Annotated in this window: 13 protein-coding genes; 3 read left to right on the forward strand and 10 right to left on the reverse strand. The window is 71.9% G+C overall.

What is annotated here, in order from left to right; all coding sequences use genetic code 11:
* Positions 1–123: 123 nt before the first annotated feature.
* The 4 genes from ACIPAE_RS19660 to ACIPAE_RS19675 form a co-directional block, all read right to left on the reverse strand.
* Complete coding sequence (locus ACIPAE_RS19660; protein WP_402446689.1) at positions 124–732, reverse strand: GTP-binding protein; 609 nt, start codon at positions 730–732, stop codon at positions 124–126.
* Positions 713–1,120, reverse strand: coding sequence for a DUF742 domain-containing protein (locus tag ACIPAE_RS19665; RefSeq protein WP_328469901.1), 408 nt, complete (start codon positions 1,118–1,120; stop codon positions 713–715). The genes ACIPAE_RS19660 and ACIPAE_RS19665 overlap by 20 nt, the downstream gene beginning before the upstream one ends.
* Positions 1,121–1,235: 115 nt before the next feature.
* Entirely contained in the window at positions 1,236–1,649 is a 414-nt protein-coding gene (locus ACIPAE_RS19670) for a roadblock/LC7 domain-containing protein (RefSeq protein ID WP_037917495.1), read from the reverse strand.
* Positions 1,650–1,658: 9 nt separating this feature from the next.
* Positions 1,659–6,035 (reverse strand): nitrate- and nitrite sensing domain-containing protein, encoded by a 4,377-nt coding sequence (locus ACIPAE_RS19675; RefSeq protein ID WP_402446692.1) that lies wholly within the window; start codon positions 6,033–6,035, stop codon positions 1,659–1,661.
* A 578-nt stretch (positions 6,036–6,613) separates the two neighbouring features.
* Between ACIPAE_RS19675 and ACIPAE_RS19680 the strand changes: the two genes are divergently transcribed.
* The 3 genes from ACIPAE_RS19680 to gltX all read left to right on the forward strand — a co-directional run bounded on the left by ACIPAE_RS19680 (position 6,614) and on the right by gltX (position 9,196).
* A complete protein-coding gene (locus ACIPAE_RS19680; protein WP_329364286.1) occupies positions 6,614–6,832 on the forward strand; it encodes a hypothetical protein in 219 nt (72 codons plus the stop codon).
* 65 nt (positions 6,833–6,897) lie between these two features.
* A complete protein-coding gene (locus tag ACIPAE_RS19685) occupies positions 6,898–7,692 on the forward strand; it encodes a fumarylacetoacetate hydrolase family protein (RefSeq protein ID WP_329364287.1) in 795 nt (264 codons plus the stop codon).
* The gene (gltX, locus tag ACIPAE_RS19690) at positions 7,685–9,196 is read left to right on the forward strand and encodes a glutamate--tRNA ligase (RefSeq protein ID WP_329364289.1); all 1,512 of its coding nucleotides are present in this window, start codon (positions 7,685–7,687) and stop codon (positions 9,194–9,196) included. The genes ACIPAE_RS19685 and gltX overlap by 8 nt, the downstream gene beginning before the upstream one ends.
* 145 nt (positions 9,197–9,341) lie before the next feature.
* On the opposite strand, the gene ACIPAE_RS19695 is transcribed toward gltX, so the two are convergent.
* From ACIPAE_RS19695 to cimA, 6 genes are all read right to left on the reverse strand, one after another.
* Positions 9,342–9,554: an acyl-CoA carboxylase epsilon subunit gene (locus tag ACIPAE_RS19695; protein ID WP_329373864.1), complete on the reverse strand. Its 213-nt coding sequence runs from the start codon at positions 9,552–9,554 to the stop codon at positions 9,342–9,344.
* A gap of 122 nt (positions 9,555–9,676) precedes the next feature.
* Positions 9,677–11,260: an acyl-CoA carboxylase subunit beta gene (locus ACIPAE_RS19700; RefSeq protein ID WP_329364290.1), complete on the reverse strand. Its 1,584-nt coding sequence runs from the start codon at positions 11,258–11,260 to the stop codon at positions 9,677–9,679.
* Positions 11,261–11,429: 169 nt separating this feature from the next.
* Positions 11,430–12,326, reverse strand: a complete 897-nt coding sequence (locus tag ACIPAE_RS19705) for an HpcH/HpaI aldolase/citrate lyase family protein (RefSeq protein ID WP_402446695.1) — start codon at positions 12,324–12,326, stop codon at positions 11,430–11,432.
* On the reverse strand, positions 12,323–13,399 hold the full coding sequence (locus ACIPAE_RS19710) for a CoA ester lyase (RefSeq protein ID WP_329364293.1): 1,077 nt from the start codon (positions 13,397–13,399) through the stop codon (positions 12,323–12,325). Before ACIPAE_RS19710 ends, ACIPAE_RS19705 begins: the two co-directional genes overlap by 4 nt.
* A 65-nt stretch (positions 13,400–13,464) precedes the next feature.
* A complete protein-coding gene (locus tag ACIPAE_RS19715) occupies positions 13,465–13,962 on the reverse strand; it encodes a GNAT family N-acetyltransferase (RefSeq protein WP_329364295.1) in 498 nt (165 codons plus the stop codon).
* Positions 13,963–14,098: 136 nt separating this feature from the next.
* Positions 14,099–15,709, reverse strand: coding sequence for a citramalate synthase (gene cimA, locus ACIPAE_RS19720; RefSeq protein ID WP_402446698.1), 1,611 nt, complete (start codon positions 15,707–15,709; stop codon positions 14,099–14,101).
* Positions 15,710–16,055 lie beyond the last annotated feature (346 nt).

Genomic DNA, 16,055 nt, shown 5'->3' on the forward strand with positions numbered 1-16,055 from the left:
GCGAGCCGTGTTCGCGACCTCCCGGAAACTCTCTCGAAATGTTATGAAGACCAAGGACCCGTTACGTCGTGCGACATAACGGGTCCTCGCGTTACCGGCCGGCGAAATCGCCGGCGGCACAAGCTACTTGAGACGTGCCAGCAGCGCGTGCTCGACGAGCGTGATCAGCGCGCTCTTCGCCTCGCCACGGTGCCGGGCGTCGGTGGTGATGATCGGCGCCTCGGGACCGATCTGCAGCGCCTCGCGCACTTCTTCCGGCCGGTACGGCTGGTGGCCGTCGAAACCGTTGAGCGCGATCACGAACGGCAGCCCGCTGTTCTCGAAGTAGTCGACCGCCGGGAAGCAGTCCGCCAGCCGCCGGGTGTCCACCAGCACCACGGCGCCGATCGCGCCGCGCACCAGGTCGTCCCACATGAACCAGAAGCGGTCCTGGCCCGGGGTGCCGAACAGGTAGAGGATCAGGTCGTCGTCGAGCGTGATGCGCCCGAAGTCCATCGCCACGGTGGTGGTGGTCTTGTCCTGCACGTGGCTCAGGTCGTCGATCCCGGCCGACGCCGAGGTCATCACGGCCTCGGTGCGCAGCGGGTTGATCTCCGACACCGCACCCACGAACGTGGTCTTGCCCACGCCGAAGCCACCCGCCACCACGATCTTCGCGGAGGTGGTCGACCGCACCGGCGGCGCGCCGTACGCCGGCTGCTGCGCTTGCGGCCTAGAGCTTCCGAAGTCCACTGAGCACCCTCTCAAGCAATGTCACATCTGGCTGGCCGCCCGATTCGCCGCTGCCGGGCTGGTGGATGGCGACCATGCCGGCCTCGGCGAGGTCGGCCACAAGAATCCGGGCCACACCGAGCGGTATCGCGAGCAGCGCGGAGATCTCGGCCACCGACTTGATCTCACGCGTCAGATGGCAGATCCGCTGGTGCTCTGGAAGCAGTCCCGCGTACTGCGCCGGGTCGGCGGTGGTGCTGACCAGCGCCTCGATCGCGAGCTGGTAGCGAGGCCGGGTACGGCCACCGGTCATGGCGTACGGCCGCACCAGCGGCTGGTCGCCTTCCACCCCGTACGGCGCGTGGTGGGACGCGCCGTACGGGCCCGGCGAGGCGGGTGGCGGGGTCATGAGGGTCCTCCGTGTCCGGGCAGTGCTATGGCTGGTGCGGAAGTACGGGAACGTTCTGTTGTGCGGGCGGTTGTCCGCGGCTGCGTGCGGGCCACCCGGCGGCGGGGTGCGGTGCTCAGTTCAACAGACTGCCCTGGAGTTCGGCCCGAAGGTCGGGGGTCAGCACGGCACCCGCGCGGTCGACGAGCAGGGCCATTTCGTAGCCGACCAGACCGATGTCGCACTCCGGATGCGCCAGCACCGCCAGCGACGAACCATCCGACACCGACATGATGAAGAGGAAGCCCCGCTCCATCTCCACCACCGTCTGGTTCACACTGCCCCCCTCGAAAATCCGGGAGGCACCAGCGGTCAACGACGTCAACCCCGAGGCCACCGCCGCCAACTGATCCGCACGATCACGCGGAAAACCATCAGACATCGCGAGCAGCAGGCCGTCGGCGGAGACCACCACCGTGTGGGACACCCCCGGGGTGTTGTCCACGAAGTTGGTGATCAACCAGTTCAGATTCTGTGCCGCCTGGCTCATCGCACTCAACTAGCGCTCCTGGTTGTTCATGCCGAGACCACGGCCGTCGGTGGTACCGGTACCGCCGGCCTGGCGGCCCTGCTGGATGCCCCTGCGGAGGTTGGTCAGACGTCCGCGCACGTCGTCGGGGGAGCGGGAGACCTGCGGGCCGCCCTGGGGGGCCTGCTGGGGAGCCGCGCCGCCCGCGACGAGATTCGCCCGGGGGACCCGCCGCGGCAGGCCGGAGGGAGTGACCCCGCCCGCGGTGGGTTCCCGGATGGATTCGGCCCGCTGGCGCAGTGCGTCGTTGGGCGAGGTACGCCAGTTCGGGGTCTCCCGCGGCAGCGGCTGGGCGCTCGGTGCGGCAGGCATGTGGGCGCCGCTCTGCGCGCTGTGGTGTGCCGCGGGGTCCTGGCCCTGGCTCTGGGTCTGCTGGCCCTGGCCGGCCGGCGCGGTGGCCTGGGTGGCCGGCTGCGGGCCGCCGGTGAGGCGCTGCGGGCCGCCGGCGGGGTTCGGTCCCGGCCGGTCGGTACGCGGGCGCTGCGGCGGGGCGGTGCGGCCCACCGGGCGGGGCGGCGGCGCCTGCTGGCCCCGCGCGCTCTGCTCGACGTGGATCTGCTGCATCCGCTCGGCCTGGCCGGTACGGAACCAGTCGGACTCGATCGACGCGAAGATCGGCGTCGGCTCGTCGCCCCGGGTCGGGGCCGGCGGCAGCGCCATCGGCTCGGCCGGGCCGGGGAGTTGCGGCTCGGGGCGCGGCGCGTGCTGCGGCCCGCCCGGCTGGCCCTGGTACGGCTGCCCGTTGTGCTGCTGCGGCTGGTGCGGCATCGGGTACTGGCCGCTGGTGTCGCCGAGGCCCGGCATCGGCTGCGAGCCGGTGTCGTACGCGTCCGGCCGCTGCTGCGGCTGGCCGCCCTGGCCCTGCGGGTTCCAGCCCGGAGTGCCCTGGGGGCCGCGCGGCCCGCGCTGCGGCATCCCGCCGGGCCGCGCGGGCCCGGGCTGCTGCGCCGGGTACGAGCCGGAGCCGTCCTCGGCGCGGACCGCCGGGAACTGGCTGGTGTCACCAGGACCGCCGGGGATCGGGAAGGAGCCCGTGTCACCCGGACGACCGCCACCCTGACCCTGCGGCTGACGCTGCCCCTGCGGGAATCCGTCGCTGCGCACGGCCGGGAACTGGCTGGTGTCACCAGGACCGCCGGGGATCGGGAACGAACCGGTGTCGCCGGGACGGCCGCCGCCCTGCCCCTGCGGGAAGCCGTCCTCGGCGCGGACCGCCGGGAACTGGCTGGTGTCACCAGGACCGCCGGGGACCGGGAAGGAGCCCGTGTCACCCGGACGACCGCCGCCCTGCCCCTGCGGGAAACCGTCCTCGGCGCGGACCGCCGGGAACTGGCTGGTGTCACCAGGACCGCCGGGGACCGGGAAGGAACCCGTGTCACCGGGACGACCGCCACCTTGACCCTGCGGCTGACGCTGCCCCTGCGGGAAACCGTCGCTGCGCACGGCCGGGAACTGGCTGGTGTCGCCAGGACCACCGGAGCCACCGGGGACCGGGAAGGAACCCGTGTCACCCGGGCGGCCGCCGCGCTGGTCGTCGGAGTTCCAGCCGGGGGTGCCCTGGGGGCCGCGGGAACCGCGCTGCGGGAGGCGGTTCTGCGAGCCGTCGTCCTGGCCGGTGGGCGCGCCACCGTCGGCGCGGACCGCCGGGAACTGGCTGGTGTCACCGGGACCGCCGGGGGCCGCCGCCGGGGACTCCCCGGCGCCGGGGCCGCCGCTGTGCCGCGGCGCGGGGCCGGAGCGGCCGCCGAAGACGTCGGAGCGGAAGCCGGAGGGGCCGGTGTTCTGCGGCTGCGGGACCGGGAAGCCGCCGGGGCCCTGGGGCCCGGGGGCGCCGGGACCGTTCGGCTGCCCGTGCTGGCCGTGCCGGCCGGGGCCGGACTGCGGCCGCCCGGCGGGGCCGGACTGGTCGAAGGCGTCGAACGCGGGCGCCTCGACGTCCTCGTGGCCGCGCGGGGTGTCCTCGCCGAAGCCCTGCTGCTGGTTGTCCTGCGCGGCCCAGCGCGGGCCGCCCTGCTGGCCACCGGGACCGCCGGTGCCGCCCTGGTCGCCAGGGCCGGCGGCCGGTCGCCCGGCGCCGGGGAGCGCGGGGCGTGCCGCGCCCGCGCCGACCTGGCCGCGCTGCCCTGCCCGGCTGCCGCCGGCCTGGCCCGCGTTGCCGAACGCACCCGCGATGCCGGTGCCGGCACCGCCCGCGACGGCACCCGCGGGACGCGCGCCGGGGCCCGCGTTCTTCGCGTTCGCGTTGGCGCCGCCCTGCGTGACGTCGACCGGCAGCATGACCAGCGCGGTGGTGCCGCCGGAGTCCGACGGGCGCAGCTGGATGCGGATGCCGTGCCGCAGGGACAGCCGGCCGACCACGAACAGGCCCATCCGGCGGGAGACCGAGACGTCCACGGTGGGCGGGTTGGCCAGCCGCTCGTTGATGTCGGCGAGGTCCTCCGGGGACAGGCCGATGCCGGTGTCGTGGATCTCGATCAGCACGCGGCCGTCGGGCAGCGAGTGACCGGTGACCCGCACCTTGGTCTGCGGCGAAGAGAACGAGGTGGCGTTCTCCAGCAGCTCGGCGAGCAGGTGCACGAGGTCGTTGACGATGCGGCCGGTGACCTCGGCCGACGGCACCGATGTCAGCTCGATCCGCTCGTACTGCTCCACCTCGGACGCGGCGGCGCGCAGCACGTCGACCAGCGGGACCGGGCGGGTCCACCGGCGGCCGGGCTCCTCACCGGCGAGGACCAGCAGGTTCTCACCGTTGCGGCGCATGCGGGTCGCGAGGTGGTCGAGCTTGAACAGCGAGGAGAGCTGGTCCGGGTCGGCCTCGCGCGACTCCAGTTCGGAGATGAGCGACAGCTGGCGCTGGATGAGGCCCTGGCTGCGGCGGGAGAGGTTGGTGAACATCGCGTTGACGTTGCCTCGCAGCAGCGCCTGCTCGGCGGCGAGCCGGACCGCCTCGCTGTGGACCTCGTCGAACGCGCGGGCCACCTGGCCGATCTCGTCGCGGCTGTTGATGCCGATCGACTCGACCGAGGTGTCGACGTCCTGCGGGTCGGTGTCGGAGAGCTGCTTGACCAGCTCGGGCAGCCGCTTCTGGGCGACGTCCTGGGCGGTCTGCTGCAGCCGGCGCAGCGAGCGGACCATCGAGCGACCGACGACGAACGCGCCGACCACGGCGACGCCGAGGACGAGCAGGATGATCGCGCCGGATATCAGCGCCTCGCGCTTCGCCTCGCTCTGCAGGTGCAGCGACTTCTGCTGCATCTCGCTGAGCAGCGAGCGCTCGATCTGGTTCATCGCGTCGATCTTGGTCTTCGCCGCGTCGTCCCAGTCCAGGTACGAGCTGTTGATCTTGGTGATCGCGGTCTGCGAACTGGCGATCCGCTCGCGCTCGTTGTCGTGGGCGGCGATCGTGTCGTTGTCGCCCTGGATGGGGCGCAGCAGCGCGGCGGCGTCGGTGCCGTAGACCTTCATGAACCGGGTGATCGCGGTGTTCTCGTCGACGGCCGCCCACTTCACCGACTGGTACTCGTCGGCGTTGAGCTTGCCGCCACTGGCGAACGCGGCGCTGATCACCGCGCGCTGCATCGACTCGTACTCCTTGGCGGAGGAGAACGCCGACAGCGCGCGGGTCGCCTTGATCATCTGGGAGTTGCTGGTGGCCTGCGCCATGTCCTGGGAGAGCGACAGCAGCGAGGTGACCAGACCGTCGTACTCGGAGACGGTCTGCGCGATGCCCGACTGGGAGGTGTACGCCTCGCTGCGGATCTCGTTGAGGTTGGCGAGCTGGCCGCCGATGGCGACCAGGGTGGCGCGGACCCCGCTGAAGACCGGGTCGGAGTCCGAGATGTTGTCGGTCGACTGCTCGTAGAGCTTGAGGTCGCGGTCGGTGGCCTGGCGGGAGGCGGCCACCGCGTCGTTGCTCTTCTGGTTGGCCGACAGCGGGCCCGCCGAGCTGTCGCGCTCCTCCTGGAGGGCGGCGGCCAGGTTGGTGGCCTGCTCGGTGATGTCGGTCAGGGTCTTCATGTGCTCGAGCTGGTGGATGTTGTCCACCGAGTTGTTGATGCGCAGGCCGCCGAGGGCGGAGGCGGTGACCACGGGGAGGGCGAGCAGCGAGATGAGTCTGGTGCTGATGCGCCAGTTGCGCATGGCTATTCGGGGGCCGGGCTTGCCGTCGAGGCCGGTGATCTTGCCGGCTTCGAGGCCGCTGGGCATGCTCATCCGCCCGGGGGCCGCAGTGGTACCCGGCGTGGCGGTTCCGGAGTCGGCCGCGGCCTGGGAGCCGTTGCCGGCCCCGCCGGGCTGCCGCTCCGAGTCGCCCGCAGCGCCGCTGTCCCTCTTGAAACGTCCCTGCACTAGCGTCGCAACCTCTGGACCAGGCGCCCCTCGCCGTAAGGCTGGAGGGACGGTGTCGAGTCATGGGGGCTCAGGCCGACCCGGGTCGCGGGACGGCTGATGTGCCCTTCACCGCCGCTCGGTGTTCCGTCCGCGCCCCCTGCGCGCCGGTTCGTTGTGATGCGGCGGTCCGGGGAATTCCAGCACAGTGCCGGATCTCCCAACAAGGCCCGCAGCCGTCCTCTTGGAATGTGTCACTCGTCGCGATGGTCCATACACACAGCGTCGAGCGCCAGGGCGGCGATATGGGGCGATTACGGGCCGCGATGGTAACTGGTTGCACCGGTGTCAGGCCGCGTCCACCCCGGCGACAAACGACCATTTCCGCACCGAAGTACGCTTTGCCCGATTCGCTCGCGCGCGCCGATTGTCCGAATGGCGGGAAATGATCCGTAGTTCGTGAGCAAAATCACAGAGCGTCAGATGTCTGCGCCCGGCCACGGCGGGAATGGGCGGCACTAGCCTGGTGCTTTACAGAAGTCGCGGTGATGTCAACCGCGGCCCGCTCCCACCACCGAGACCCGAGGTCCACACGGCAGATGAAGACCACCTTGATGTTCCGTCAGATGATCGCCAACCCGCGGCGCACCACTCTCGCGCACCTCAAGGACGCGTCCGAACTGACCGGCACGCCGGCCGTGGCGGACCCGACCGCCGGCGAATCCGCCGAACCCGCGGTGAACACGCTGCCGCAGCGCACCGCGAACCCGCGTCGTACGGTACTCAACGAACTGCCGCAGACGCCCGTCGCCCCCTGAGTCCGACGCTGACCTGCGGCGATCACCGAGTCAGCGGAGGCCGGGCCGGCCGCTAGGCTGGGCGCATGCGCATCGTCAGGTTCTCCATCGACGGCAACGTGGCGTTCGGAGCGGTCGAGGGCGACCCCACCGGCGGCCCCGAGGGTCTTGTCGTCGACATCATGAAGGGCGTGCCCTTCGCGGACTTCGAGCTGTCCGGCACGAAGGTCCCGCTGGACAAGGTGCGGCTGCTGTCGCCCGTCCTGCCCAACAAGGTGGTCGCCATCGGCCGCAACTACGCGGCCCACGCCGCGGAACTGGGCCACGAGGTGCCGGACGCGCCCTGGGCGTTCTTCAAGCCGTCGACCTCGGTGATCGGCCCCGGCGACCCGATCGTGTACCCCTCGTTCTCCCACGAGGTGCACCACGAAGCGGAGTTGGCCGTCGTGATCAGCCGGCTGTGCCGGGATGTGCCGCGGGACCGGGTCAAGGACGTGATCCTCGGCTTCACCTGCGCCAACGACGTGACGGCCCGCGACACCCAGCGCACCGAGAAGCAGTGGGCGCGGGCGAAGGGCTTCGACTCCTCCTGCCCGCTCGGCCCGTGGATCGAGACCGGCCTCGACCTCGACGCCGCCGGCGACCTCGCGATCACCGCGACGGTCAACGGCGAACTGCGCCAGGCCGGCCGCACCCGGCAGATGCTGAACTCGGTCGAGGACCTGATCGTCAACATCACCGAGGCGATGACGCTGCTGCCCGGTGACGTCCTGCTCACCGGCACCCCCGCGGGCGTGGGCCCGCTGCTCCCCGGCGACGAGGTCGCCGTCACCATCGAAGGCATCGGCACTCTCACCAACAAGGTGATCTCGCGTGGCTAGCGCATCCGCTCCTGCACCCTCCTCCCCCACCTCCGGCGGCACCGGCGTCCGCGTCCGGTTCTGCCCCTCCCCGACCGGCAACCCGCACGTCGGGCTGGTCCGCACCGCGCTGTTCAACTGGGCCTTCGCCCGGCACGAGCAGGGCACCCTGGTCTTCCGCATCGAGGACACCGACGCGGCCCGCGACTCCGAGGAGTCGTACCAGGCGCTGCTGGACTCGATGCGCTGGCTCGGCCTGGACTGGGACGAGGGCCCCGAGGTCGGCGGCCCGTTCGCGCCCTACCGGCAGTCCCAGCGGATGGACCTGTACGCCGACGTCGCGCTGCGGCTGAAGCAGGCCGGGCACGCGTACGACTGCTACTGCACCACCGAGGAGCTGGAGGCCCGCCGTGAGGCCGCCCGCGCGGCCGGCCGCCCCTCCGGGTACGACGGCCACTGCCGGGACCTCAGCGCCGAGCAGATCGGCGCGTACCAGGACGAGGGCCGCGCCTCGATCGTCCGCTTCCGGATGCCGGACCGCCCGATCGTCTTCACCGACCTGGTCCGCGGCGAGCTGACCTTCACGCCGGACAACGTGCCGGACTACGGCATCGTGCGGGCCAACGGCGCGCCGCTGTACACCCTGGTCAACCCGGTGGACGACGCGCTGATGGAGATCACCCACGTGCTGCGCGGCGAGGACCTGCTCTCCTCCACCCCGCGGCAGATCGCGCTGTACGACGCGCTGATCGAGCTGGGCGTCGCCAAGGCCGTCCCGGCCTTCGGCCATCTGCCGTACGTGATGGGCGAGGGCAACAAGAAGCTCTCCAAGCGGGACCCGCAGGCGTCGCTCAACCTGTACCGGGAGCGCGGCTTCCTGCCCGAGGGGCTGCTCAACTACCTCTCGCTGCTGGGCTGGTCGTACTCCGCCGACCAGGACGTCTTCTCGATCGCGGAGATGGTGGCGAAGTTCGACATCGCCGACGTCAACGCCAACCCGGCCCGCTTCGACCTGAAGAAGGCCGAGGCGATCAACGCCGACCACATCCGGCGGCTCGGCGTGAAGGAGTTCACCGAGGCGTGCGCGCCGTGGCTGCGCGCCCCCTTCGCGCCCTGGGCGCCGGAGTCCTTCGACGAGGCCGCGTGGCAGGCGATCGCGCCGTACGCCCAGACCCGGGTGACGGTGCTCTCCGACATCACCGCGAACGTCGACTTCCTCTTCCTCGACGAGCCGGTCGACGACGAGGCGTCGTGGGCGAAGGCGATGAAGGAGGGCTCCGACGCGCTGCTGCGCACGGCCCGGGAGAAGCTGGCGGGGGCGGACTGGTCCGCCCCCGAGTCGCTCAAGGACGCGGTGCTCGCGGCCGGCGAGGAGCACGGTCTCAAGCTCGGGAAGGCCCAGGCGCCGGTCCGCGTCGCGGTCACCGGCCGCACGGTCGGCCTGCCCCTCTTCGAGTCCCTCCAGGTCCTGGGCCGCGACCGCACCCTGACCCGTATCGACGCGGCTCTGGCGAAGCTGGCCTGACCCGACGCAGTAGTGCGGCTCCCTCCATGCTGAGCATGGAGGGAGCCGCACTTGTTTCAGGGCCGCGGGGAACCGCGCGACCAGCCACCGCGGACCGCGAGGTCCCGTGTCACGCAGGACGGGGCAGCCGGGGGGTCAGCCGCCCTCAGCCCTGCCAGGAGTGGGGGGCGCGGAAGCCCGGGGTGCGCTCGAGACGGCGCCAGCCGGCCGTGGAACGCACCGGCGCGGTGTGCGCGGCCTCGCCCGCACCGCCGGCGGCAGCACGCGCCAGCAGCAGCGCGGTGAGCGCGGCGAGCTCCTCGGGGTCCGCGTGACCCTTCTCGACGCGCACCAGCGAATCCGTGGGAGTGCTCACGATGGTCTCCAAGGGTGAACCGCCGGGCAGGTTGCCGGGGTGGTCCGGGTCGTTCGGATGATCGGGGTCGGCCGGAGTGTGCGCCGCGTTCAGGAACGTGGCGCTCACCGGCTGCGGTCGAGGGATCACTGCGGCGGGTTGCCGTGCTTGCGGGACGGCAGGTCGGCGTGCTTCGTGCGGAGCATGGCCAGCGAGCCGGCCAGCACCTCACGCGTCTCGGCCGGGTCGATCACGTCGTGCACCAGGCCGCGCTCGGCGGCGTAGTACGGGTGCATCAGCTCGGCCTTGTACTCCTTGACCATCCGGGTCCGCATCGCCTCCGGATCGTCGGCGTCGGCGATCTGCCGACGGAAGATCACGTTCGCCGCGCCCTCCGCGCCCATCACCGCGATCTCGTTCGTCGGCCACGCGAACGTCAGGTCCGCGCCGATCGACTGCGAGTCCATCACGATGTAGGCACCGCCGTACGCCTTCCGGAGGATCAGCGAGATCCGGGGGACGGTGGCGTTGCAGTAGGCGTAGAGCAGCTTGGCGCCGTGCCGGATGATTCCACCGTGCTCCTGGGCGACGCCGGGCAGGAAGCCGGGTACGTCCAGAAGAGTGATGATCGGGATGTTGAACGCGTCGCACATCTGTACGAAGCGGGCCGCCTTCTCGGACGCCTCGATGTCGAGCACACCGGCGAGCGAGGCGGGCTGGTTGGCGACGATGCCGACCACCTGGCCGTCGATCCGGGTGAGCGCCACGATGATGTTGGTGGCCCAGCGCTCGTGGATCTCCAGGTACTCGCCGTCGTCGACGATCTCCTCGATCACCTTGTGCATGTCGTACGACCGGTTGCCGTCGGCCGGCACCAGGTCGAGCAGCACGTCGCTGCGGCGGTCCACCGGGTCCTCGTTCTCCGCCGCCGGCGGGTTCTCCCGGTTGTTCTGCGGCAGCAGCGAGAGCAGGTAGCGGACCTCCTCCAGGCAGGTCTGCTCGTCGTCGTAGGCGAAGTGCGACACGCCGGAGACCGCCGAGTGCACGTCGGCGCCGCCCAGGCCGTTCTGGCTGATCTCCTCGCCGGTCACCGCCTGCACCACGTCGGGGCCGGTGATGAACATCTGCGAGGTCTCCCGCACCATGAATACGAAGTCCGTGAGCGCCGGGGAGTAGGCCGCGCCGCCCGCGCACGGGCCGAGCATCACCGAGATCTGCGGGATGACGCCGGAGGCGCGGGTGTTGCGCTGGAAGATCCCGCCGTACCCGGCGAGCGCCGAGACGCCCTCCTGGATACGGGCGCCCGCGCCGTCGTTCAGCGACACCAGCGGCGCGCCGGCCGAGATCGCCATGTCCATGATCTTGTGGATCTTCTGCGCGTGCGCCTCGCCCAGCGCGCCGCCGAAGATCCGGAAGTCGTGCGCGTACACGAACACGGTCCGGTCGTGCACGGTGCCCCACCCGGTGATCACACCGTCGGTGTACGGCCGCTTCGCCTCCAGCCCGAAGCCCGTGGCCCGGTGCCGGCGCAGCGGCTCCACCTCACGGAACGAGCCCTCGTCCAGCAGAAGTTCGATCCGCTCGCGCGCGGTCAGCTTCCCCTTCGCCCGCTGCGCCTCCGTGGCCTTCTCGCTGGGCCCCCGACGCACCTCCTCGCGGATCGCACGAAGCTCCACGACGCGCCCCCGGGCGTCGTTCGCCGGGACGGGCAGCTCTTGCGATGTGGTCATGTACCGACAGTACGAGCGTGCGGGGTCGGAACGGGCCATCTACTTCGTACAGTGTCCACCGGCTCTGCCTGGTGGGTCTCGACAGACGGCGAGGTGGGGCGGGGTCCGGAGGCCCGGGCCGGAGCCCGCCCCGTTTGGCGGGTTCATGCCGCCAAGGCGGTGATCGCCGTCAGCGTCCGGCGACGGCCTCGGCCAGCGCGAGTACCCGCCGGGCCTCCTCGACGTGCAGGTTCTCGATCATCCGGCCGTCCACGGTGACCACGCCGCGCCCCTGTGACGTGGCCTCTTCGAAGGCGGCGATGATCCGTCCGGAGCGCTCGATCTCCGCCTGGGTGGGCGCGAAGACCCGGTTGCAGGGTTCGAGCTGCTTCGGGTGGATCAGGGTCTTGCCGTCGAAGCCGAACTGCCGGGCTTGGAGGGTCTCCGCCTCGAAGCCGCTCAGATCGTGGACGTCGTTGTAGACACCGTCCAAGATGACCTTGCCCGCGGCGCGGGCGGCGAGCAGGGCGAGCGACAGCCCGGCGAGCAGCGGGGCCCGGCCGGGGACGTGCTCGGCGTGCAGTTCCTTGGCGAGGTCGTTGGTGCCCATCACCAGGACGGTCAGCCGCGGTGACGCCTCGGCGATGGCCCGCGCGTCGAAGAGCGCCGCCGGCGTCTCCAGCATCGCCCAGACGGCGGTCCGCTCCGGAGCGCCGGCCGCCTCCAGTGCCGCCTCGACCTCCCGTACGGTCCGCGCGGAGTCCACCTTGGGCACGACGACGGCGTCCGGGCCGGCCGCAGCGGCGGCCTTGAGGTCGTCGGCGTGCCAGGGGGTGCCGGGGGCGTTGACCCGGATGGTGACCTCGCGGTGGCCGTACGCGCCGCTCGCCGCGGCGGCCGCCACCCGCTCACGGGCCTCGGTCTTCGCGTCGGGGGCGACGGAGTCCTCCAGGTCCAGGATGAGCGCGTCGGTGGGGAGGGTCCTGGCCTTCTCCAGGGCGCGCTCGTTGGCGCCGGGCATGTAGAGCACCGAGCGGCGCGGGCGCGGGGCGGGAGCGCTCGCGGAGAGGTCGGCGGGGGTGCTCATCGGGCGGCCTCCTCGGCGGTGGCGTCGGCGTAGGCGCGGGCGAGTTCGGGGTCGCGGGCGGCGAGCGCGTCCGCGAGTTCGGCGACCACCCGGCACTGCTTGTAGGTGGCGTCGTCCTGCATCTTGCCGTCGATCATCACCGCGCCGGTGCCGTCGCCCATCGCCTCGATCACCCGGCGGGCCCAGGCGACGTCCTCGGGGGCGGGCGAGAAGACCCGCTTGGCGATGTCGATCTGCACCGGGTGCAGGGACCAGGCGCCGACGCAGCCGAGCAGGAAGGCGTTGCGGAACTGGTCCTCGCACCCGGTGACGTCCTTGATGTCCCCGAACGGCCCGTAGTACGGCAGGATGCCGTTCGCGGCGCACGCGTCGACCATCCGGGCGATCGTGTAGTGCCACAGGTCCTGCTGGTAGGTGGGCCGGGGGGCGTCGACCGGGGCGCCCGCGGCGGGGTCCTCGCGCACCAGGTAGCCGGGGTGGCCGCCGCCGACCCGGGTGGTCTTCATCCGGCGGCTGGCGGCCAGGTCGGCCGGGCCGAGCGACATCCCCTGCATCCGGGGGCTGGCGGCGGCGATCTCCTCGACGTTGCCCACGCCGGCCGCGGTCTCCAGGATCGCGTGCACCAGGATCGGCCGGGTCAGCCCGGCCTTCGCCTCCAACTGGGCGAGCAGCCGGTCGACGTAGTGGATGTCGTGGGCGCCCTCGACCTTCGGCACCATCACGACGTCGAGCCGGTCACCGATCTCGGCGCCGAGGGTGAGCAGGTCGTCCAGCGCCCAGGGCGAGTCGAGGCTGTTGATCCGGGTCCACAGCTGGGTGTCGCCGAAGTCGGTGGCCCGGGCGACCTTCACCAGACCGGCCCGGGCCGCCTCCTTGCGGTCGGCCGGGACCGCGTCCTCCAGGTTGCCCAGCAGCACGTCGACCTTCGGCGCGATCGACGGCACCTTGGCCGCCATCTTCTCGTTGCCCGGGTCGAAGAAGTGGATCATTCGCGAGGGGCGGAACGGCACGTCCCTGACGGGGGCCGGCGCCCCCACGGCCAGCGGGCGGAAGAAGTCCTTCGCCGAGCGCATGCGATCTCCCGGTGGTGTCGGGTCGAGGGTGTGGCGCTCACCCTACGACCGCGGGCACCCGACGGTTACCCGTCGGTAGATGTGCTGTTGGTCACCGGGGTCCAGCGCAGCGTCATATCCGGTTCACGCTCCATGTTCCGCGAACCGTCGTTCAGATCCACCACCGTGAAGCCGTGGCGCGCGTAGAACGCCCGCGCGTCGGTGTTGCGCTGGAAGACGTGCAGGTCCAGCCGGTCCGGCCGGTGCTCCTTCGCCCGGGCCAGCAGCAGCGAGCCGATGCCGCGCCGCCGCACCTCCGGCAGCAGGTACAGGTGCTCCAGCCACTCCCCCTCCACCGCCGCGTAGCCCAGCACCGCGCCGCCGGCGTCCACCGCGACCCACACATCCGCCTCGACGAGCACCACTTCGCGCACCCAGCGCTCCACCTCCGCGTCGGTGCGCTTGCGCGGCGGCAGCCACGGCATCGCGACCTCGCGCGAGATGATGTGCGCCCGCGCGATGGCGGCAGCGTCGGCGGCCTCGGCCGGGCGTACGACGATCTTCTCTTCCACGGTCTCCGTCACGCCCCGCAGGGTAGGGCCCCGCGGCCGCCGGATCGACCGGTTTTCCCGCGGCGGAGGTGGCGGGGGTACGGCGGGGGTACGGCGGGGCAGCCGCGGGGCAGCCGCGGGGCCCTGACCCGCGGCTCTACCCGGGCTCCTAGTCCTGCGGCTCCAGGCCGGCCCGGATCAGGCCGTAGGCGCAGGCGTCCTCGAGTGCCTGCCAGGACGCGGCGATGACGTTGTCGGCGACGCCGACCGTGGACCACTCGGCCGCGCCGTCGGACGTGGTGATGAGGACCCGGGTGGTGGAGTCGGTGCCGGAACGGCCTTCGAGGATACGGACCCGGTAGTCGACCAGCGCGAACGTGCCGAGCTGCGGGTAGATCTGCTCCAGCGCCACCCGCAGGGCGCGGTCGAGCGCGTTGACCGGGCCGTTGCCCTCGGCGGTGGCGACGATCCGCTCGCCCTTCGCCCACAGCTTCACGGTGGCCTCGTTGGCGTGCGAGCCGTCGGGGCGGTCCTCGGTGATGGCGCGCCAGGACTCGGTGCGGAAGAAGCGCCGCGGCCCGTCCGGCCGGCCGGCCTGGAGTTCGTCGCGCAGCAGCAGCGCGAAGGAGGCGTCGGCGGCCTCGTACGTGTAGCCCTTCAGCTCACGCTCCTTGACCCGGGCCACCACCCGGCCGACCAGCTCGCGGTCGCCGCCGAGGTCGATGCCGAGTTCCTTGCCCTTCAGCTCGATCGAGGCGCGGCCGGCCATGTCGGAGACCAGCATCCGCATGGTGTTGCCGACCCGCTCGGGGTCGATGTGCTGGTAGAGGTCCGGGTCGACCTTGATGGCGGAGGCGTGCAGCCCGGCCTTGTGCGCGAACGCGGACACGCCCACGTACGGCTGGTGCGTGGAGGAGGGCAGGTTGACGATCTCGGCGATGGCGTGCGAGATCCGGGTCATCTCGCCGAGCGCGCCCTCGGGCAGCACCCGCCGGTCGTGCTTGAGCTCCAGCGCGGCGGCGACCGGGAAGAGGTTGGCGTTGCCGACCCGCTCGCCGTAGCCGTTGGCGGTGCACTGCACGTGCGTGGCGCCGGCGTCCACCGCGGCAAGGGTGTTGGCGACCGCGCAGCCGGTGTCGTCCTGGGCGTGCATGCCGAGCCGCGCGCCGGTCTCGGCGAGCACCTGCGCGGTGACCGCCTGCACCTGCTTGGGCAGCATCCCGCCGTTGGTGTCGCAGAGCACCACCACGGACGCGCCGGCCTCGTGCGCGGCGCTGACCACGGCGGTGGCGTACGCCGGGTTGGCCCGGTAGCCGTCGAAGAAGTGCTCGCAGTCCACGAAGACCCGGCGGCCCTGGGCGACGAGGTACGCGACGCTGTCGCGGACCATCTCCAGGTTCTCCTCCAGCGTGGTGCGCAGTGCCAGTTCCACGTGCCGGTCATGGGACTTGGCGACCAGCGTGATGACCGGCGCGCCGGACTCCAGCAGCGCGTTGACCTGCGGGTCGTCGGCGGCCTTGGCGCCCGGGCGGCGGGTGGCGCCGAACGCCACCAGCGTGGCGTGCTTCAGCTCCAACTCGGCGGCGGCCCGGGCGAAGAACTCGGTGTCGCGGGGGTTGGCACCGGGCCAGCCGCCCTCGATGAAGCCCACACCGAAGTCGTCCAGGTGCCGCGCGATGCTCAGCTTGTCGGCGACGGTGAGGTTGATGCCCTCGCGCTGCGCGCCGTCGCGCAGCGTGGTGTCGAAGACGTGGAAGCTGTCGTCGGGTTCGGCGGTCATGGCAGTTGCAACTCCTGTCGGGTGGGTGGGGTTACCCCCGAACGGCGTTCACCATCCGGAGGTTCCGACTCCACTTGCCCCCAGTCTCCTCGTGCGCTCCCGCCTCCGGCGCGGGTGGGCCGGGAAACGAAAAAACCTCTCGCGGATGCGAGAGGTCTGCACGCGGGTCTGGGGCACGGTGGCGTTCCACTTGGGTTCAGCGGAAGCGTCACTGCGGACCGGCGTGCCTGCGGCCAATAATCAGCGTGGCGTACGAGGACACAGCTGCAGTGTGGCACACCTTTCCGCCATTCGGGTTGCCGTCTCACGTTCTGGGCCCCCGCCGCGGAGGCGGGGGCCCAGCGTC

This window comes from Streptomyces sp. NPDC087270 (genome assembly GCF_044744625.1).
Lineage (GTDB): Bacteria > Actinomycetota > Actinomycetes > Streptomycetales > Streptomycetaceae > Actinacidiphila.